At 71.9% G+C, this 18,704-nt stretch carries 17 protein-coding genes; 6 read left to right on the top strand and 11 right to left on the bottom strand.

The window, feature by feature from the left end:
• Positions 1–43 precede the first annotated feature (43 nt).
• Positions 44–1,453, bottom strand: a complete 1,410-nt coding sequence (gene glnA / locus ACZ561_RS29895; protein ID WP_352191411.1) for a type I glutamate--ammonia ligase — start codon at positions 1,451–1,453, stop codon at positions 44–46.
• Positions 1,454–1,684: 231 nt separating this feature from the next.
• Here glnA and ACZ561_RS29890 point away from each other — a divergent pair, with 231 nt between their 5' ends.
• Positions 1,685–2,152: an RDD family protein gene (locus tag ACZ561_RS29890; RefSeq protein WP_471000745.1), complete on the top strand. Its 468-nt coding sequence runs from the start codon at positions 1,685–1,687 to the stop codon at positions 2,150–2,152.
• Positions 2,153–2,231: 79 nt separating this feature from the next.
• Here ACZ561_RS29890 and ACZ561_RS29885 read toward each other — a convergent pair whose 3' ends face one another.
• The 4 genes from ACZ561_RS29885 to lipB form a co-directional block, all read right to left on the bottom strand.
• Entirely contained in the window at positions 2,232–2,936 is a 705-nt protein-coding gene (locus ACZ561_RS29885; RefSeq protein ID WP_376440925.1) for a DUF4191 domain-containing protein, read from the bottom strand.
• Positions 2,937–2,946: 10 nt separating this feature from the next.
• Positions 2,947–3,159: an SCO2195 family GlnR-regulated protein gene (locus ACZ561_RS29880; protein WP_329121351.1), complete on the bottom strand. Its 213-nt coding sequence runs from the start codon at positions 3,157–3,159 to the stop codon at positions 2,947–2,949.
• Between the two features lie 471 nt (positions 3,160–3,630).
• Positions 3,631–4,584, bottom strand: a complete 954-nt coding sequence (lipA, locus tag ACZ561_RS29875; protein ID WP_471000742.1) for a lipoyl synthase — start codon at positions 4,582–4,584, stop codon at positions 3,631–3,633.
• Positions 4,585–4,690: 106 nt separating this feature from the next.
• The gene (lipB, locus tag ACZ561_RS29870) at positions 4,691–5,500 is read right to left on the bottom strand and encodes a lipoyl(octanoyl) transferase LipB (protein ID WP_471000739.1); all 810 of its coding nucleotides are present in this window, start codon (positions 5,498–5,500) and stop codon (positions 4,691–4,693) included.
• 300 nt (positions 5,501–5,800) lie between these two features.
• On the opposite strand from lipB, the gene ACZ561_RS29865 reads away from it, so the two are divergent.
• Positions 5,801–7,393 carry a regulator gene (locus ACZ561_RS29865; protein WP_471000737.1) on the top strand — a complete coding sequence of 531 codons (1,593 nt, stop codon included), beginning with the start codon at positions 5,801–5,803 and terminating at the stop codon, positions 7,391–7,393.
• A 63-nt stretch (positions 7,394–7,456) separates the two neighbouring features.
• Here ACZ561_RS29865 and ACZ561_RS29860 read toward each other — a convergent pair whose 3' ends face one another.
• Both ACZ561_RS29860 and ACZ561_RS29855 read right to left on the bottom strand, forming a co-directional pair.
• A complete protein-coding gene (locus ACZ561_RS29860; protein WP_471000734.1) occupies positions 7,457–8,869 on the bottom strand; it encodes an NAD(P)/FAD-dependent oxidoreductase in 1,413 nt (470 codons plus the stop codon).
• Positions 8,870–9,044: 175 nt separating this feature from the next.
• Complete coding sequence (locus ACZ561_RS29855; RefSeq protein WP_471000731.1) at positions 9,045–9,941, bottom strand: TIGR01777 family oxidoreductase; 897 nt, start codon at positions 9,939–9,941, stop codon at positions 9,045–9,047.
• Positions 9,942–9,987: 46 nt separating this feature from the next.
• Here ACZ561_RS29855 and ACZ561_RS29850 point away from each other — a divergent pair, with 46 nt between their 5' ends.
• Positions 9,988–10,488 (top strand): GNAT family N-acetyltransferase, encoded by a 501-nt coding sequence (locus ACZ561_RS29850; protein ID WP_471000727.1) that lies wholly within the window; start codon positions 9,988–9,990, stop codon positions 10,486–10,488.
• A gap of 61 nt (positions 10,489–10,549) precedes the next feature.
• Here the strand turns inward: ACZ561_RS29850 and ACZ561_RS29845 are convergent, their stop codons facing one another.
• The gene (locus tag ACZ561_RS29845; protein WP_471000724.1) at positions 10,550–11,197 is read right to left on the bottom strand and encodes a TetR/AcrR family transcriptional regulator; all 648 of its coding nucleotides are present in this window, start codon (positions 11,195–11,197) and stop codon (positions 10,550–10,552) included.
• 138 nt (positions 11,198–11,335) lie between these two features.
• Here ACZ561_RS29845 and ACZ561_RS29840 point away from each other — a divergent pair, with 138 nt between their 5' ends.
• On the top strand, positions 11,336–12,121 hold the full coding sequence (locus ACZ561_RS29840) for an SDR family NAD(P)-dependent oxidoreductase (protein ID WP_471000721.1): 786 nt from the start codon (positions 11,336–11,338) through the stop codon (positions 12,119–12,121).
• Complete coding sequence (locus tag ACZ561_RS29835) at positions 12,121–12,966, top strand: SDR family NAD(P)-dependent oxidoreductase (RefSeq protein WP_471000718.1); 846 nt, start codon at positions 12,121–12,123, stop codon at positions 12,964–12,966. The genes ACZ561_RS29840 and ACZ561_RS29835 overlap by 1 nt, the downstream gene beginning before the upstream one ends.
• 65 nt (positions 12,967–13,031) lie before the next feature.
• Here ACZ561_RS29835 and ACZ561_RS29830 read toward each other — a convergent pair whose 3' ends face one another.
• Positions 13,032–13,550, bottom strand: a complete 519-nt coding sequence (locus ACZ561_RS29830; RefSeq protein WP_471001006.1) for a DUF4240 domain-containing protein — start codon at positions 13,548–13,550, stop codon at positions 13,032–13,034.
• A gap of 99 nt (positions 13,551–13,649) precedes the next feature.
• Here ACZ561_RS29830 and ACZ561_RS29825 point away from each other — a divergent pair, with 99 nt between their 5' ends.
• The gene (locus ACZ561_RS29825; protein ID WP_471000715.1) at positions 13,650–14,567 is read left to right on the top strand and encodes an SDR family oxidoreductase; all 918 of its coding nucleotides are present in this window, start codon (positions 13,650–13,652) and stop codon (positions 14,565–14,567) included.
• Positions 14,568–14,846: 279 nt separating this feature from the next.
• Here the strand turns inward: ACZ561_RS29825 and ACZ561_RS29820 are convergent, their stop codons facing one another.
• A complete protein-coding gene (locus ACZ561_RS29820) occupies positions 14,847–15,809 on the bottom strand; it encodes a helix-turn-helix transcriptional regulator (RefSeq protein ID WP_471000713.1) in 963 nt (320 codons plus the stop codon).
• A gap of 39 nt (positions 15,810–15,848) precedes the next feature.
• Entirely contained in the window at positions 15,849–18,554 is a 2,706-nt protein-coding gene (gene aceE, locus ACZ561_RS29815; RefSeq protein WP_471000710.1) for a pyruvate dehydrogenase (acetyl-transferring), homodimeric type, read from the bottom strand.
• Positions 18,555–18,704 lie beyond the last annotated feature (150 nt).

Genomic DNA, 18,704 nt, shown 5'->3' with positions numbered 1-18,704 from the left:
GGCGGCCCAAGTCGTCGATCAGTCCGCGACGTCGGTCCGCGATCTAGAGGTCGAAGTAGAGCTCGAACTCGTGCGGGTGCGGGCGCAGCTGGATCGGGGCGATCTCGTTGGTGCGCTTGTAGTCGATCCAGGTCTCGATGAGGTCGGAGGTGAAGACACCGCCGGCCTGCAGGTACTCGTTGTCCGCCTCGAGGGCGTCCAGGACCGCCGGCAGGGAGGTCGGGACCTGCTGGACGTTCGCGTGCTCCTCGGGAGCCAGCTCGTACAGGTCCTTGTCGATCGGCTCGGCCGGCTCGATCTTGTTCTTGACGCCGTCGAGGCCCGCGAGGAGCAGCGCCGAGAAGGCGAGGTACGGGTTCGAGGACGGGTCCGGCGCGCGGAACTCGACGCGCTTGGCCTTCGGGTTCGAGCCCGTGATCGGGATACGCATGGCGGCGGAGCGGTTGCGCTGCGAGTACACCATGTTGACCGGGGCCTCGAAGCCCGGGACCAGGCGGTGGTACGAGTTCACCGTCGGGTTGGTGAAGGCGAGCAGCGACGGGGCGTGCTTGAGGATGCCGCCGATGTAGTAGCGGGCGGTGTCCGAGAGGCCCGCGTAGCCGGTCTCGTCGTAGAACAGCGGGTCGCCGTTGGCCCACAGCGACTGGTGGACGTGCATGCCCGAGCCGTTGTCGCCGAAGATCGGCTTCGGCATGAAGGTCGCGGTCTTGCCGTTGCGCCAGGCGACGTTCTTCACGATGTACTTGAAGAGCATCAGGTCGTCGGCCGCGGCGAGCAGCGTGTTGAACTTGTAGTTGATCTCGGCCTGGCCGGCGGTGCCGACCTCGTGGTGCTGGCGCTCGACCTGGAGGCCGACGTTCTCCAGCTCCAGGGAGATCTCCGCGCGCAGGTCGGCGAAGTGGTCGACCGGCGGGGCCGGGAAGTAGCCGCCCTTGTAGCGGACCTTGTAGCCACGGTTGTCCTCGACCGCACCGGTGTTCCAGGCGCCGGCCTCGGAGTCGATGTGGTAGAAGCCCTCGTTGGCGGTGGTGTTGAAGCGCACCGAGTCGAAGACGTAGAACTCGGCCTCGGGGCCGAAGTACGCGGTGTCGGCGATGCCGGTGGAGGCGAGGTACGCCTCGGCCTTCTTCGCGATGTTGCGCGGGTCACGGCTGTACTGCTCGCCCGTGATCGGGTCGTGGATGAAGAAGTTGATGTTCAGCGTCTTGTCACGGCGGAACGGGTCCAGACGGGCCGTCGACAGGTCGGCGCGCAGCGCCATGTCGGACTCGTGGATGGCCTGGAAGCCGCGGATCGACGAGCCGTCGAAGGCGAGCTCCTCGGACGGGTCGAACGCCGTCGCCGGGATCGTGAAGTGCTGCATCACTCCCGGAAGGTCACAGAAACGGACGTCGACCATCTTGACGTCGTTGTCCTTGATGAACTTCTTGGCCTCGTCGGCGTTCTGGAACATCCAACTCCTCCTACTCCCGGCCCGGGGAGGGGCGGGGTTGCAGCTCGGTCGTGCGGCCAGTGCGGTGGCACACGCTGGACCCGACCATAGGCAGACGGGATTTCTCAAGCATGACCCATTTGTTTCGCCCAAGTTAACCGGGGCGGCCGCGCTCGGCATCGCGAAGCGCCGTCCGTTCCTCACGTCGACCCGGGCCGAAGTGATCAAAAACGGGCGCAGTACCGTGGACGCGTGGACAACAGGCAAGCAATGGGATCGTGGCTCTCGGGACCCCGCGCGGCGGCCGAGGACGCAGGCGTCGACTTCGGTTACCGGGGGGAGCAGCTCGGGCTTCCCGAGGAGGGGCCCGGCTCGATCGCCCGGCCCGGCCGCCGGATCGGCGCCCTCGCCGTCGACTGGGCTCTGTGCATGTTGATCGCATACGGCCTGATCACCGACGGCTACAGCCAGGCGACCGGCAACTGGGCCCTCGTCATCCTGCTCATCCTGAGCGTGCTCACGGTCGGCACCATTGGCTCCACTCCCGGTAAGCGGCTCTTCGGCCTCCGTGTCGCCTCGGTGAACGGCGGCCGGCTCGGCTTCCTCCGTGTCGTCGCCCGCAGCATTCTCGTCTGCCTCGCCATCCCGGCCCTCATCTGGGACCGCGACGGCCGCGGCCTCCACGACCGCCTCTCCGGTGCCGTACAGGTCCGGATCTGACACACGCGGGACGAAGGACGAAGAAGGGGCGCCCCGGAACCGATCGGTTCCGGGGCGCCCCTTCTTCTCACAGAGATCGTCAGCGCATCTTTCCGCCGCGCGGCATCCGCATGCCCTTCGGCATCGGGCCCTTCGGCAGGGGCATGTTGCTCATCAGGTCGCCCATGGCACGCAGCCGGTCGTTGGCCGCCGTCACCTGCGGGCCGGAGAGCACCCGCGGCAGCTTCAGCATGGTCGTACGGACCTTCTTCAGCGGCACCTGGCCCTCGCCGTTGCCGACGACGATGTCGGTCACCGGAACGTCCACGACGATCCGGGCCATCCGCTTCTTCTCGGCCGCGAGCAGCGACCGCAGGCCGTTCGGGTTGCCCTCGCCGACCAGCACGATGCCGGCCTTGCCGACCGCGCGGTGCACGACGTCCTGGTTCTTGTTCATCGCGACCGCCGGGGTCGTCGTCCAGCCGCGCCCGACGTTCTGCAGGACGGCGGCCGCCGCGCCGGGCTGCCCTTCCATCTGACCGAAGGCCGCGCGCTCGGCACGTCGTCCGAAGATGATCGCCATCGCCAGCAGCGCCAGGATGAAGCCCAGGATGCCCAGGTAGACCGGGTGCCCGATCAGGAAGCCGATCGCGAGGAGAACGCCGAGTACGACGATGCCCACGCCCGCGACGACAAGCCCGACCTTCGGGTCGGCCTTTCGGGTCATCTTGTACGTGAGGGCGATCTGCTTCAGTCGCCCCTGGTTCGCAGCGTCACCGCTGCCCGTGTTTGCAGTCCTCGCCATGTCCTGAAGTTTACGTGGCCCGAGAGGCGCGGCCAGCCACCGCCTCCATCACATGCTGGGCCTCGACCCGGTCCTTGGCCCGGCGGCGGTCCTCCAGGACGGAGGTCCAGGCGTTGCGGCGGGCGGTCCGCTGGCCGCTGCCGAGCAGCACGGCCTCCACGGCCCGCAGGGCATCGGTGACGGACGGGATCGCGGTGGCGCGGACGTGGGTCGCGGCCTGCATGACGGGGTCCTCCCTCAAGCATGGATGAGATGAGGTGGGGGGCTGAGCGAGAGATGTCACTCGTGTTGTGGCGGTGTGTGAAGCCAGGCTCACAGACTGGTGTTACCAGCGCATGACTCGGTGGTCAAACACTGATGAAACGTTGATGCGGCCATCCGTACGAACCCGTGAACGCCGACGCGGCCCGTACGCACCCCCTGACCTGCGGGGGCGTACGGGCCGCGACGAATTCGGCCACTACTGGCCGGTAACTACTTGTGCTTGGATTCACACGGTCGGCGTGGTGGCCGTCTCGGCGCTTCTCCTGCCTGTCGGTCGCGCTCCGCCTCGCCACCGCTCCGGCCGCGTGCCTCGGGCGGACCCGCAACCTACGCTCCGGCTCGGCTGCGCTTCTCCTGCCTGTCGGTCGCGCTCCGCCTCGCCACCGCTCCGGCCGCGTGCCCACCCTCGTGCCTCGGGCGGACCCGCAACCTACGCTCCGGCTCGGCTGCGCTTCTCCATCGCCTGCTGGTAGAGCCGGCCGGCACGGTACGAGGAACGGACCAGCGGGCCCGACATCACACCGGAGAAGCCGATCTCGTCGGCCTCCTCCTTCAGCTCCACGAACTCCTGCGGCTTCACCCAGCGCTCCACGGGGTGGTGGCGCACCGACGGGCGCAGGTACTGCGTGATCGTGATGAGCTCGCAACCGGCGGCGTGCAGCTGCTGCAGCGCCTCGCTGATTTCCTCGCGGGTCTCGCCCATGCCGAGGATCAGGTTCGACTTCGTGACCAGACCGTAGTCACGGGCCTTCGAGATGACGTCCAGCGAGCGCTCGTAGCGGAAGCCGGGGCGGATCCGCTTGAAGATCCGCGGCACCGTCTCGACGTTGTGCGCGAAGACCTCGGGGCGGGAGGCGAAGACCTCCGCCAGGAGCTCCGGCACCGCGTTGAAGTCGGGGGCGAGCAGCTCGACCTTCGTACGGCCGTCGGCGCGGGCCGCGGTCTGCTCGTGGATCTGGCGCACGGTCTCCGCGTACAGCCAGGCACCGCCGTCCTCCAGGTCGTCGCGCGCGACGCCGGTGATGGTGGCGTAGTTCAGGTCCATCGTGACGACCGACTCGCCGACACGGCGGGGCTCGTCACGGTCCAGAGCCTCGGGCTTGCCCGTGTCGATCTGGCAGAAGTCGCAACGCCGCGTGCACTGGTCACCGCCGATGAGGAAGGTGGCCTCGCGATCCTCCCAGCACTCGAAGATGTTGGGACAGCCCGCCTCCTGGCAGACCGTGTGCAGCCCCTCGCTCTTCACGAGACTCTGCATCTTCGTGTACTCGGGACCCATCTTCGCCCGGGTCTTGATCCACTCGGGCTTGCGCTCGATGGGGGTCTGGGCGTTACGGACCTCCAGGCGCAGCATCTTGCGTCCGTCGGGTGCGACTGCGGACACGACCGGCTCCCTGTAGCTTCGATTCTTCGGCGCACACCAGGGTACGCCCGTTGTTCATGCGGTTTTGTTTACGCCTGGGCAACCTGTGGCCAGAGCCCGGCATTCCCTAGGCGTTCGCCTCTACGGGAGAGGTCTCGATCTCGCGCGGCTTCAGCTCCGCGTTCTCCAGGACCGCCCGCAGGTGCTTCTCGACCACCGGCAGGACTTCCTCGATGGTGACGTCCCGGCCGAGCTCGCTCGCCAGCGAGGCCACGCCGGCGTCCCGGATCCCGCAGGGGATGATCCGGTCGAACCAGGCGTTGTCCGGGTTCACGTTCAGGGCGAAGCCGTGCATCGTGACGCCCTTGGCGACCCGGATGCCGATCGCCGCCAGCTTGCGGTCCTCGCGGCGCTGCCCGGCGTTGGACGGGGCGTACTCCGGGCCGTTGAGACGGGGGTCGAACTCCGGGTCACCGAGGCGCGGGTCGAAGTCCAGCGACAGGCCGCCGAGCGACGGGCGCTGCTCCACCGGATCGCCCAGCACCCAGACACCGCTGCGGCCCTCGATCCGGGTGGTCTCCACGCCGAACTCGGCGGCGGTGCGGATCAGCGCGTCCTCCAGGCGACGGACGTGCGCGACGACGTCGACCGGGCGGGGCAGCTTCATGATCGGGTAGCCGACGAGCTGGCCCGGGCCGTGCCAGGTGATCTTTCCGCCGCGGTCCACGTCGACGACCGGCGTCCCGTCCAGGGGGCGCTCGCTCTCCTCCGTGCGCCGGCCCGCCGTGTACACGGGCGGGTGCTCCAGGAGCAGACAGGTGTCGGTGATCTCGTCGGCGAACCGGGCGGCGTGCACCTCGCGCTGCTTGTCCCAGGCCACCTGGTACTCGACGGCGTCGTCGCCGAAGCCCAGACGGACGAATCGCAGCTCACTCACGGCAGTGCCTCCTCCTGGGTGCCGGTGCCGGGTTCCGGGGATCGTCCCGGGGCCGGCTCGGCACCATGCGTCATTCGCGCCCATGCCACTGTACGGCCGCCCGGCGGAAAGCCGTCCGGCAGGTGCGGAGGGCCGGCGACGAGGACGTTTGTGTCAGCGACGACCCAGATCCTCACACGATCGGATGAATGTGGGGCGAAGGAGGCGGTATAGGCAGTGAGGGCCGCTAAATTCACGCCGTTCCATGAGGGTCCATACGGGCTTGCTCCGGGGCCCGGAAGGCAGGAGACCGCACAGCTGATGACGGAACGACCCCCGCAGCGCATCCCGAACCGCCAGCTCGCCGCGCTCATCGCCGAAGCCGGGTTCTCCAACGCGGGTCTGGCCAGGAGGGTGGACCAGCTCGGCCTGGAGCACGGACTCGACCTGCGGTACGACAAGACCTCCGTGACCCGTTGGCTGCGCGGTCAGCAGCCGCGGGGCACCACCCCCGCACTGATCGCCGAGGTCTTCACCCGGCGCCTGGGCCGTCGTCTCTCCGCGCAGGACCTCGGTCTGGACGCCTGCGCCCCCGTCTACGCGGGGCTGGAGTTCGCGGCGACGCCCGAGGAGGCGGTCGACATCGTCAGCGGGCTGTGGCGGAAGGACTCCGGCAGCCATGCCGAACTCCGCAAGATCGCCTTCACCCCGGCCGGGCTCGTGGTCCCCAGCCGCGACTGGCTGATCGGCCGGGCGGACGACCGAGTCGCGCGGGGGGACATGGCGGCGCCCAACGGCCGTCTCGGCCCGGAGGGTCGGCTCGGCCAGGACGGCCGTCCCGGCTCGGACGGTCGGCTCGCGACGGAGGCCCGCCACGGCGCCGAGGCACGTCCGGGCGGGGACGGCGGACGGCTCGCCACCGAAGCGCGCCGCCCGGTCCAGGACCCCCGGGTCCCGCAGCAGGGCAGGGTCTCCGTCCCCCGCCAGCGCGGCACCGACCGGGGCCCCGGGCAGCGGGTCTCCAGCGGCGACATCGCCGCCCTGCGCTCCGTCGGCGAGCTCTTCCGCACCCTCGACCACGCCTACGGCGGCGGTCACGCCCGCCAGGCTCTCGTCCGCTACCTGGAGCACGAGGCCGAGCCGATGCTGCGCGGCACGTACGGCGAGTCCGTCGGACGGCGTCTCTTCGCCGCGGCCGCCGACCTGACGAGGCTGGCCGGCTGGACCTCGTACGACATCGCCGCCCACGGCCTGGCCCAGCGCTACTTCGTCCAGGCGCTGCGGCTTGCGCAGGCGGCGGGGGACCGCGCGTACGGCTCGTACGTCCTGATCACCATGAGCCGGCAGGCCGTGTACCTCGGCCACGGGCGCGAGGCCGTGCAGCTGGCGCGCGTCGCCCAGCAGGGCGTGGGCTCCTCCGCGCCGCCCGTCGTCCAGGCGCTGCTGCACGCGGTGGAGGCCCGCGGGCACGGTGTGCTCGGCGAGGCGCGGGCGTGCAGTGCGTCCCTCGCCCGGGCCGAGCGGGCCCTGGAGGCGGCCCGGCCGGGCGACGACGTGCCGTACTGGGCGCGGCCCTTCGACGAGGCGCAGCTCGCCGACGAGTTCGGGCACTGCCACCGGGACCTCCAGCAGTACCGCCCCGCGGCGCAGCACGCCGAACGCTCCCTGCAGCTGCGCGCCCCCGGGTTCGCCCGCAGCCGCCTCTTCTGCCGTGTGGTCCTCGCCTCGGCCAGGCTCGGCCTCGGCGAGCTGGACCAGGCGTGTGCGCTGGGCGCGGAGGCGGCGCAGCAGGCGTCCGAGATGCGCTCGGCGCGGGCGGTGGAGTACGTACGCGACTTCGAGCGCCGCCTGGAGCCGTACCGCGACGCGGCGGCGGTCCGCACGTACCGCGACCGCGTGGCAGCGATCGGCTGACCGGCCGGGCGCGCCACGACGGCTGACGCCGGTCCTGGGCTCGCGCCGGCGTGCGCGGGGTCGTCAGGCAGCCTCCGTCGTCGATTCCCCGTGGGCGCCGACCCCCAGGTCGCGCAGGGCCGCCTGGGCCGCGCGGCGGCCCGAGGACAGGGCGCCCTGGGGCGTGGACGTGTCGCGGTGGTCGCCGCAGACGTACAGGCCCGCGAGCAGCCGGACCGGCCGGCGCGGGTCGTGCGGCGGCGGCATCGCCGGAATCGCGTCCGGGGTGTGATGGAGCGCCAGCAGCTCCCACTCGTCCGTCGACGTGCCGTACAGCGTCGCGAGGTGCTTGCGGACCCGCCGCTCGGTGTCGTCCGGCGGAGTGCCCAGGACCGTCGAGGTGACGAGCACCCGGCCCGCCGGCGCCCGCGTGGGATCGACCGCGCTCATCACCGCCGTGTGCGCGACCGGGCCGCCCGGGTCGGACTCCAGGAGCAGCACCGGATCGGGCGTCGGCGCTGCCGGAGCGGTGTGGTGCAGCACGGTGACGGGGTGGAAGGCGGGGGTCCGCAGCCCGGGCAGCAGCTCGGCGGCGGTGCGGGCGCCTGTCGCCAGCACCACCGAGCGGCACCGGAACACCCCGTGCTCCGCCGTCGTGACCCGGTCGACCGCGATGTCCGTGACCCGGACGCCCGTACGAACCGTGCCGGACGGCAGCGTCGCTGCCAGCAGGTCGGGCAGCGTCGCCGAGCCGCCCTGCGGCACGCACAACCGCCCCCGGGCGAACGCGCGCAGCGCCAGATCGGCCCAGCGGCTGGACGTGGTGAGGTCGGGGTCGCCGAGCAGCGCGGCGACCAGCGGCCGCAGCACCCCCTGGACGGTACGGGCCGGCAGCCGGGCCGTCAGGGCCTCGCGCGCGGCCCGCTCCGGACGGGTCAGCAGCCGCTGCGCCGGCGTGGTCGCGAGCCGCGCCAGCGAGGCGCCGAGACGCGCCTGGTCGAGCGAGGCGGCCGGATGGCGCGGGGCGCTCGCGAGGGCGCGCGCCACCGTGAAAGCTCCCCCTACGCGCCGGGGCGGCTGGGGGGACCCCCACCCCACGCCCCAAGGAGCCTGCGCGGACCCCCTCGCCGTACCCCGGGCCCCCCGCGCGACCCCCACGCGCCAGGGCGCGTGCGGGAACGGTTCGCCGACCCTGACGTACCGTCCGTCGCTGTGCACCAGAGCCCCCGGTGCGAACGGCCGCAGCGCCACCCCGCCCAGACCGGGCGTGCGGCACAGTTCGGCGTACGAGGCGGTCAGCAGCGGCCCGACCCGGTCGAGCCGGAAGCCGTCGATGTCGTCCGTGGTCATCCGGCCGCCGACCCGCGGCCCGGCCTCCAGGACCGTGACGCCGATTCCGGCGCTGGTCAGCCGATGGGCGGCTGCGAGCCCCGCGATCCCGGCTCCCACGACGACGACGTCCGTGACGGCGTCCGAATGGCGTGCGGTACTGAGCACGTGCCCCTCCCCAGGTCGGCGCGGCTGGTGGGGTGCCTATGCCCCCAACGTGCCCCAGGAATGCCCGCGTTCGCATTCAGGGCCTGCCAGCCTAGGCAGCGCTCCCACGGGTGCCAGCCGCGCGCGGCGGGGTGCACGAAGCACGGGTCGCACACGCCGTGCTCCCCGCCCGTGGTCAGGCGGCGGCGCGGATCGCCTCGTCGATCGTGGGGAACGCGAACCGGAACCCGGACTCCGACAACCGGCCCGGCAGCACCCGCTGACTGCCCAGCACATCCTGGGCGAAGTCCCCGAGTACGAGCCTGAGCGCCGGCGCGGGGACCGCGCAGACCGTGGGACGACGCAGCACACGGCCCATCGCCGCCGTCACCTCGCGGTTGGTGACCGGTTCGGGCGCCGTCAGATTCACCGGGCCCGAGAGGGAGTCGGTCTCGATCAGATGCCGCAGGGCGGCCACCTCGTCGTGCAGCGAGATGAAGCTCCAGTACTGGCGGCCATCGCCCATCCGGCCACCCACACCGGCACGGAAGACCGGGAACAGCCGGCCCCACGCCCCGCCCTCGCGGGCCACCACCAGACCCGTGCGGGCGTACGCGACCCGGATACCGGCCTCTTCGGCGGGGGCGGCCGCGGCCTCCCACTCCACGCACACCGAGGGCAGGAAACCCTCGCCCGCGGGTGCGCTCTCGTCCACGGCGCGCGAGCCGGTGTCGCCGTAGTAGCCCAGTGCCGTGCCGCACACCAGGACCTTCGGCGGATCGGCGAGCGAGGCGAGGGCCTGCGCGATCGCCGTCGTACCGAGCACGCGGCTGTCGCGGATCTCCTTCTTGTACGCCTCGCTCCAGCGGCGCTCACCGACGCCGGCGCCCGCCAGATGCACGACCGCGTCGACGCCCACGAGCCCCGCCGCGTCCACGTACAGCCGCGCCGGGTCCCACTCGACCTCGTCCGCGGTCCGGGCGGGCCGCCGTACCAGCCGGAGCACCTGATGGCCGTCGGCGCGCAGCGAGCGCACCAGGGCGGAGCCGATGAGTCCGGAGGCGCCGGTGACCGCGATTCGGGAGCGTTGCATGGGGACATCCTGCCCTCCCCGGTCCGCACATGGCACAGTTGCCGACATGATCGCGCCGGAGACGCACATACGACGGGCCCTTCCCGCCGACGAGTACGCCCTCGGGGAGCTGGACCGCGCCACCTGGTCGCCGCTGCACGCCGTGATGCCCGCGCCGGAACCCCCGTACGAACCGTTCTTCGACGAGCGGCACCGGCCCGAGGACTATCTGGTCGCGGAGCAGGGCAGGACCGTCGTCGGCTATCTGCGGCTCGTGCCGCCCACCCCGCTCGCCTGCAACGCGCACGTCCGCCAGATCCAGGGCCTCGCCGTCGCCGAGAGCGCCCGTGGCCGGGGCGTGGCCCGCGCGCTGCTGCGCGCCGCCATGGAGGAGACCCGGCGGCAGGGCGGCACCCGGCTCACCCTGCGCGTCCTCGGCCACAACAAGCCCGCCCGCGCCCTCTACGCGTCCGAGGGCTTCGTGGTCGAGGGCGTCCTGCCCGGAGAGTTCTTCCTGGGCGGCGCGTACGTCGACGACGTCCTGATGGGCCGCGCGGTCACGCCGTAGGGAGGCGCGGTCCGGCGGATCATGGCCGGTGCCCGAGGGGGTCCGGCGGATCATGGCCGGTCTAGGAGCGCCCGGCCTCCCGGGGTGTCAACGGGGCCATCCCGCCCATCAGTTCGCGCAGGCACCGCACCGCCAGCTCGGCCGGTGCCCCCTTGCCCCGTACCGGCGCGTCCGTCTCCGCCCATGCCTCCAGGGCCACCCGGATCGCGTCGGTCGCCGCCGCCGCCGCGAGCCGTACCTCCAGCGGGTCGGCGTCCGGGCCGGCCAGCTGGGCCACCACGGCCAGCAGCTTCTCCTCCGACTCCTGGTTGACCCGGTACCAGACCGCCCGCAGCGCAGGGTCCGTGGCGGCCGCGCGCAGCAGCCCCCGCGTCCACCGCAGCCCCTCCGCGGCCTCGTCGTCGGCAGCCGCGAGCGCTTCCCTGATCGACCGTTCCAGCGCGGTCGGCACGGTCGAACCCGGCTCCGCCGCCGCGAGCGACTCGCGCCAGCGGTCCGCGCCGCCCGCCAGGAGCGGGGCGACGGCGTCCTGCTTGGAGCGGAAGTAGCGGTAGAAGGTCCGCAGCGCGACCCCGGCGCGCAGGGCGATGTCCTCGGCCGTCGTGCCGTCCGGGCCGCGCTCGGTGAAGAGCTCGGCGGCGGCCCGGGCGATGTCGAGCTGGGTGGCGGCCTTGCGGCGCTCCGTCAGGGAGGGGGGCTTGGTGCTCACCGTACGAAGGGTACGCCCCGCCTCTGCCGTCCATGCATTTCATGCAGGTGTGGCAAATCGTGCCACATGGACGTACGGTGTCCGTACATCGTGAGGCTCGCCACCGAGAGCCCTCGTCGTCGAGAGGTCGGACAGGACATGAACCGCTACGAAGGACGCCGCGCACTGGTCACCGGTGGCGGCTCCGGCATCGGCCAGGCCACCGTGCTGCGCATACTCGCCGAGGGCGGCAGCGTCGTCGCCGCGGACATCAGCGAGGACGGCCTGAAGGACACCGTCGCCAAGGCGGACGCGGCCGACGGCCGACTGGCCACCGTCGTCCTGGACGTCGCCGACGAGGCCTCGGTGCGCGCGGCCGTCGCCACCGCCGTCGAGACGCTGGGCGGCCTGGACGTCCTGGTCAACGCTGCGGGCATCCTGCGCTCCTCGCACACCCACGAGACCAGCCTCGACTCCTTCGAGCAGGTCCTCCGGACCAACCTGACCGGCACCTTCCTGGTGATCCGCGAGGCGATCCCCGCGCTCCTGGAGGGCAGCGGCTCCGCCGTGGTCAACTTCTCCTCCACCTCGGCGATGTTCGCCCACCCGTACATGGCCGCCTACGCGGCCAGCAAGGGCGGCATCCAGTCCATGACCCACGCCCTCGCCGCCGAGTACGCCAAGCAGGGCATCCGCTTCACCGCCGTCCAGCCCGGCTCCATCTCCTCCGGCATGACCGACGGCACCGGCGCCAGCCGCCAGTCCGTCGGCCCCGGCCTGCCCGAGGACACCGACTGGTCCCTCTTCGCCAAGCTCGCCCCCGCCCTCGGCCAGGGCTTCGCCGGACCGGAGACCGTCGCCGGCGTCGTGGCCATGCTGGCGAGCGAGGACGGGAAGTTCATCACCGGCACCGAGGTCCGCGTCGACGGCGGGACCCACTTCTGATGTCCTCCCTCGCCGCACGTGTCTTCGGCGGCCGGACCGCCGTGATCACCGGCGCCTCCTCCGGCATCGGCGCCGGGCTCGCCCGCCACGCCGCCGGACTCGGCATGAAACTGGTGCTCGCCGACATCGCCGCCGAACGCCTCGCCGCCTTCGCCGACGAGCTGCGCGCGACCGACACCGCGCCCGAGGTCGAGACCGTCGTCACCGACGTCGCCGACCCGGCCTCCGTCGACGCCCTCGCCGACCACGCGTACACCCGCTTCGGCACCGTCGACCTGTTGGTCAACAACGCCGGGATCATGGCCATGGGTTACTCCTGGGAGATCCCCGCCGACCGCTGGGACGCCATGCTCCGGGTCAACATCGGCGGCTACGTCAACGGCATCCGCTCCTTCGTCCCCCGGATGCTGGAGCGCGGCGAGCGGGCCTGGGTGGTCAACGTGTCCTCCATCGGCGGCCTGCTGCCCAGCCCGCTGATGGCGCCGTACAGCGCGACCAAGTTCGGCGCGCTCGCACTGACCGAGTCGCTGCACTACGAGATGCGGATGAAGGGTGCTCCGATCCAGGTGTCCGTGGTGACCCCCGGCGCCGTCAAGAGCGAGATCTTCCGGGCGGCCCGCCCCGGCGCGGACGAAGCGCCCGAGGTCACCGGGTTCGCCGAGCGGCTGCAGACGCTCAGCGACGAGCACGGGCTGACGCCGGAGGAACACGCCGAGCGGGTCTTCGCGCAGGTCGCGGAGGGGAAGTACTGGGTGGTCCCGCAGCCCGACACCCTCCACGAGGCGCTCCCTGCGCGGACGGACATGATCCTCGGCCAGGTGGACCCCGAGCTGCGGCTCGGCTGACGGACCGGTACGGACCCGGGGTGGGGACGACCCCCCGGGTCCGTACCTTCCATGGAGCCCGCGGCCTAGCCGCCGAAGCGCTCCCACAGCCGGGGATAGCGCGCGGAGAGCACCTCGTCGTCCTCCAGGTCGAACGCCACGCCCTCCGGCTCCGCCGGCTGCGGCGGAATCCCCAGGTCCGGCGCCTCCGCGCCCGTGAGCTGCTCGTACGCCTCGTCGGCGGCGAAGCCCAACTCCTCGCCGTCCCCGTCGATCTCCTCGTCGAACTCGACCAGCAGCTCGGCCAGCGCGTCGGGTTCGTGCACCGCGCCCTCGAAGACCTCCCGGCCCTGCCCGATCAGCCAGCAGCGGAAGTAGTCGAAGGCGTCGTCGCCCGCCCCGTCGAGCAGCACCGCGGCCGCGCCCCACAGATCCCAGCGGTACGCGCGGTTGTAGCGGGCCTCGAAGTGGCGGGCGAAGTCGAGCACGGAGTCGGGGTCGAGCTGCAGCAGCCGCTCGACGAGCAGGTCGGCGTGTTCCTCGGGGTCGCCCTCGGCGGCCTCGCGGGTGGAGTCGATGATCTCCCAGAACTCCGTCTCGTCCATCACGGACCAAGCATCGACCTTGGGGGAGGGCGACGCACCCGGAAACGACCAAAATGAAACCGGACGGGAGATGTCGTATTTTCCTGTCACGCTCGTTCCATGGAGACGGAAACGAAGCCGCTCAGCGGCAGGATCGCACTGGTCGCGGGCGCGACGCGGGGCGCCGGACGGGCCATCGCCGTGGAGCTCGGCGCGGCGGGCGCCACCGTGTATGTGACCGGGCGCACCACCCGGGAGAAGGTCAGCGAGGTCGGCCGTACGACCGAGACCATCGAGCAGACGGCCGAGCTGGTGACGGCGGCGGGCGGTGAGGGCGTCGCCGTTCCCACCGACCATCTGGAGATCGACCAGGTCCGTGCGCTCGTCGAAAGGATCGACAAGGAGCAGGGGCGGCTCGACGTCCTGGTGAACGACGTCTGGGGTGGCGAGCACCTGATCGAGTTCGACAAGAAGGTCTGGGAGACCGATCTGACGGGCGGGCTGCGGATGCTGGAGCTCGGCGTGAAGACGCACGCGATCACCTCCCGCCTGGCGCTGCCCCTGCTGATCAGGAACCCCGGCGGCCTGGTCGTCGAGATGACCGACGGCACGGCCGAGTACAACACCCGCTTCCGGAACAACTTCTTCTACGATCTCGCGAAGACCGCGCCCCTCCGGATGGCGTTCGCGCTCGCCCACGACCTCGAGAGCGTGGGCGGCACCGCCGTCGCGCTCACACCGGGCTGGCTGCGCTCCGAGCAGATGCTCGCCGCGTTCGGCGTCACGGAGGAGAACTGGCACGACGCGGTCGAGAGGATCCCCGGCTTCGCCATCGCCGAGTCGCCGGTGTACGTCGGCAGAGCGGTGGCGGCGCTCGCCGCCGACCCCGAACGGGCCCGCTGGAACGGCCGGTCGCTCGACAGCGGCCGGCTCGCGAAGGAGTACGGCTTCACGGACGCCGACGGCTCCCAGCCGGACGCGTGGGGCTTCATGATCGCGGGCGAGACCGGGGATCCGGACGTGGCGGACTACCGCTAGGGAGTGCGGCGCGTGTCATGGGAGGCGGCCCGCGCCCGCCCGGCCGTCAGCCGCTGGCCCGTGCCCGCGGGCACGGTCAGCAGGGGCCGCGCGGCTCTGCCGAGCGGCAGGGCGCCCCGGGCCGCGCCGCGACCCGGCCGCCGACGCCCCGAAGCCCGTAGTGCCGCGAGCCGTTGTGCCTCAAGTCGCCGCGCTGCGGCTGGGAAGCGGGTGGCCGACGGCGGGCCGCCCAGTCGACGGCGCGGTAAGGGACCGCGGGCCCGGGCCGCCCGCCCCCGCTCAGTCGTAGAGCGCCCCGAGACCCCGTGCCGCCTCCGTGAAGCGGGCTCGCAGGGGGGCGGGGGCGAGGATCTCCGCCTCCGGGCCGAGTGCGAGCAGCTGGCTGAAGGCGACCTGCTCGTTCTCCACGCGGAGCGTCACCGTCAGCCGGCCCTCGGCGTCCTTCGCTCCCGCCGCCAGCGCCTCCTCGGCCGCCGCGCGGTCCGTCACGTACGGCAGTCGGCGCGCCCCCGCATCCGAGAGCCGGAGCACGACCTCGGCGCGCAGGATCGACCGCGCGAACTCCGCGGCCCGCTCCGCCCAGAAGGCCGGCAGGTCGAACGACTCGTCCCGTTCGAAACGCTCCTCGCCGACGGCCACGGCCGCGAAGCGGTCCACCCGGTACGTACGGAACGCCGTGCCCGAACGCGCGCACAGGTACCAGACCCCGGCCTTGAGAACGAGGCCGTACGGTGCCAGCTCACGCTCCACCTCGGTGTCCCCGCGCCGGTAGCGGGCCGATATCGTCCGGTCGTCCCAGACCGCTTCCGCGATCGGGGCGAGCAACTCGGGCGTCTCCGGCTCCTGGTACCAGCCCGGGGCGTCCAGATGGAAGCGCTGGGCTGCCGACTCCGGGGCGTCGCGCAGCGAGGGCAGCAGCGCCGCGGACACCTTCAGACGGGCCGCCGACGCCGCGTCGTCGAGCCCCATGTCCCGCAGCGCGCCCGGCAGCCCGGACAGGAACAGTGCCTCGGCCTCGCCGCGCGCCAGGCCCGTCAGACGGGTGCGGTACCCACCGATCAGCCGGTATCCACCCGCCCGACCCCGGTCCGCATACACCGGAACCCCCGCCTCGGAGAGGGCGAGGGCATCACGGGTGATGGTCCGTTCGGACACCTCCAGCTCCTCGGCCAGTTCGGCCGCCGTCATCGACGGACGGGACTGGAGCAGCAGGACCATCTTGATCAACCGGGCGGCACGCATGACCCCATCATGCGTGCCCGCACCGACGGTCGGACCTCGTCAGAGGCCGTAGCGCTCGCGCGCCTCCTTCACGGCCGAGGCCGGAACCTCGCCGCGGCGGGCGAGCTGGGCGAGGGCCGCGACCACGATCGACTGCGCGTCGACACCGAAGTGGCGGCGGGCCGCCTCGCGGGTGTCGGAGAGACCGAAGCCGTCCGCACCGAGCGAGGACCAGTCCTGCTCGACCCACTGGGCGATCTGGTCGGGGACCTGACGCATGTAGTCCGACACCGCGAGGACCGGGGACTCCACGCCCTCCAGCGCCTGGCGGACGTACGGGACCCGCTCCTCGCCGCGCAGCAGCGCCGCGTCGGCCTCCAGCGCGTCGCGCCGCAGCTCCGTCCACGAGGTCGCGGACCACACGTCGGCGCCCACGCCCCACTCGGAGGCGAGCAGCTTCTGGGCCTCCAGGGCCCAGTGGATGGCCGTACCGGAGGAGAGCAGCTGGATCCGCGAGGCGTCCGCCGGCAGGTCCAGGCCGGCCGACTCCGCCGTGTTGAAGCGGTACAGGCCCTTGATGATGCCCTCGTCGGCACCGGCCGGCTTGGCCGGCTGCGGCATCGGCTCGTTGTAGACCGTGAGGTAGTAGAAGACGTTCTGGTCCTCGCCCTCGGCGGCCTCGCCGTACATCCGGCGCAGACCCTCCTTGACGATCGCCGCGACCTCGTAGGCGAACGCCGGGTCGTACGACAGCGCCGCCGGGTTGGTGGCCGCGATCATCGGGGAGTGGCCGTCCGCGTGCTGGAGGCCCTCACCGGTCAGCGTCGTACGGCCCGCGGTGGCGCCGACGAGGAAGCCGCGGCCGAGCTGGTCGCCGAGCTGCCACATCTGGTCGGCGGTGCGCTGCCAGCCGAACATCGAGTAGAAGATGTAGAAGGGGATCATCGCCTCGCCGTGCGTCGCGTACGACGACGAAGCGGCGATGAAGTCCGCCATCGAGCCGGCCTCGGTGATCCCCTCGTTGAGGATCTGGCCGTTGACGGCCTCCTTGTAGTACATCAGCTGGTCGCGGTCGACCGGCTCGTACGTCTGGCCCTTCGGCGAGTAGATACCGAGCGACGGGAACAGCGACTCCATACCGAAGGTACGGGCCTCGTCCGGGACGATCGGGACCCAGCGCTTGCCGGTCTCCTTGTCGCGGATCAGGTCCTTCACGAGGCGGACGAACGCCATCGTGGTCGCCATCGACTGCGTGCCGGAGCCCTTGTCGAAGGCGGCGAACGCCTTCTCGGCCGGGGCCGGCAGCGGGGCGAGCGGCTGGACGCGACGGGCCGGGGCCGGGCCGCCGAGGGCCGCGCGGCGCTCCTGGAGGTAGCGGACCTCGGGGGAGTCGGCGCCGGGGTGGCCGTAGGGCACCACGCCGTCGACGAACTGCGCGTCCGAGATCGGCAGGCCGAGCAGGTCGCGCATGTTCTTGAACTCGTCCACCGAGAGCTTCTTCATCTGGTGGTTCGCGTTCTTGGAGGCGAAGCCCTCGCCGAGGGTGAAGCCCTTGACGGTCTGCGCGAGGACGACCGTCGGCGCGCCCTTGAACTCCAGCGCGGCCTTGTACGCGGCGTAGACCTTGCGCGGCTCGTGGCCACCGCGCGAGAGGTGGAAGCACTCCAGGATCTTGTCGTCGCTCAGCAGCTGCGCCATCGCGACGAGCGCCGGGTCGGAGCCGAAGAAGTCCTGGCGGATGTAGGCGGCGTCGCGGGTCTGGTACGTCTGGACCTGCGCGTCCGGGACCTCGCGGAGGCGGCGGACGAGGGCGCCGGTGGTGTCGAGCGCGAACAGCTCGTCCCAGGCGCCGCCCCACAGCGACTTCACGACGTTCCAGCCGGCGCCGCGGAACTGGGCCTCCAGCTCCTGCACGATCTTGAAGTTGGCGCGGACCGGGCCGTCGAGGCGCTGCAGGTTGCAGTTGATGACGAAGGTCAGGTTGTCCAGACCCTCGCGGGCGGCGAGTGCGAGTGCCGCGGTCGACTCGGGCTCGTCCATCTCGCCGTCACCGAGGAACGCCCACACGTGCGAGGACGAGACGTCCTTGATGCCGCGGTTGGTGAGGTAGCGGTTGAAGCGCGCCTGGTAGATGGCGGAGAGCGGGCCCAGACCCATGGAGACGGTCGGGAACTCCCACAGCCAGGGGAGGCGGCGCGGGTGCGGGTAGGAGGGGAGGCCGTTGCCGCCCGACTCCTGCCGGAAGTTGTCGAGGTGCGCCTCGTTGAGGCGGCCGTCGAGGAAGGCGCGGGCGTAGATGCCGGGGGAGGCGTGGCCCTGGATGTAGAGCTGGTCGCCGGAGCCGGCGGCGTCGCCGGACTCCTTGCCCTTGAAGAAGTGGTTGAAGCCGGTCTCGTAGAGCCAGGCGGCGGAGGCGAAGGTGGCGATGTGGCCGCCGACGCCGTGCTTGGCTCCGCGGGTGACCATGGCGGCCGCGTTCCAGCGGTTCCAGGCGGTGATCTTCCGCTCCATCTCCTCGTCGCCGTCGATGACGGGTTCCGCGGAGGTGGGGATGGAGTTGACGTAGTCCGTCTCCAGCAGCTTGGGCAGGGCGAGGCCCGCACCCTCGGCGTGCTGCAGCGTGCGGCGCATCAGGTAGGCGGCCCGGTGCGGGCCGGCGGCCTTGGTGACGGCATCCAGGGAGGCCGCCCACTCGGCGGTCTCCTCGGTGTCACGGTCCGGGAGCTGGTCGAGCTCGCTCGGAATCTTGCCTACGGGATCGGTCATGATCGCCGCCTTCCGGACAGGTGGGGGTGGAGAAGGGGTGCCTTGTCTGGCAGGACAGGGCGAAGGGCCGGGTAGCGGCCCGCCGAAGACTGTAAGCCGCCGATCGATGATCGATCAAAGGGTTGAAGGAGAAAACCTCTTCAGATCGAG

Source organism: Streptomyces sp. NPDC039609, from assembly GCF_055596705.1.
The sequence above is the reverse complement of the archived record's forward strand: the minus strand, read 5'-3'. Positions and strand labels throughout refer to the sequence as shown.

Excerpts from the sequence above, each read along its gene's own strand:
- ACZ561_RS29835 (WP_471000718.1), top strand. The coding sequence starts at position 12,121 with ATGTCCTCCCTCGCCGCACGTGTCTTCGGCGGCCGGACCGCCGTGATC.
- ACZ561_RS29840 (WP_471000721.1), top strand. The coding sequence starts at position 11,336 with ATGAACCGCTACGAAGGACGCCGCGCACTGGTCACCGGTGGCGGCTCC.
- aceE (WP_471000710.1), bottom strand. The coding sequence starts at position 18,554 with ATGACCGATCCCGTAGGCAAGATTCCGAGCGAGCTCGACCAGCTCCCG.
- ACZ561_RS29880 (WP_329121351.1), bottom strand. The coding sequence starts at position 3,159 with ATGCAGGCCGCGACCCACGTCCGCGCCACCGCGATCCCGTCCGTCACC.
- ACZ561_RS29825 (WP_471000715.1), top strand. The coding sequence starts at position 13,650 with ATGGAGACGGAAACGAAGCCGCTCAGCGGCAGGATCGCACTGGTCGCG.
- ACZ561_RS29850 (WP_471000727.1), top strand. The coding sequence starts at position 9,988 with ATGATCGCGCCGGAGACGCACATACGACGGGCCCTTCCCGCCGACGAG.
- ACZ561_RS29820 (WP_471000713.1), bottom strand. The coding sequence starts at position 15,809 with ATGCGTGCCGCCCGGTTGATCAAGATGGTCCTGCTGCTCCAGTCCCGT.
- glnA (WP_352191411.1), bottom strand. The coding sequence starts at position 1,453 with ATGTTCCAGAACGCCGACGAGGCCAAGAAGTTCATCAAGGACAACGAC.
- ACZ561_RS29830 (WP_471001006.1), bottom strand. The coding sequence starts at position 13,550 with ATGGACGAGACGGAGTTCTGGGAGATCATCGACTCCACCCGCGAGGCC.
- ACZ561_RS29855 (WP_471000731.1), bottom strand. The coding sequence starts at position 9,941 with ATGCAACGCTCCCGAATCGCGGTCACCGGCGCCTCCGGACTCATCGGC.
- ACZ561_RS29865 (WP_471000737.1), top strand. The coding sequence starts at position 5,801 with ATGACGGAACGACCCCCGCAGCGCATCCCGAACCGCCAGCTCGCCGCG.
- ACZ561_RS29885 (WP_376440925.1), bottom strand. The coding sequence starts at position 2,936 with ATGGCGAGGACTGCAAACACGGGCAGCGGTGACGCTGCGAACCAGGGG.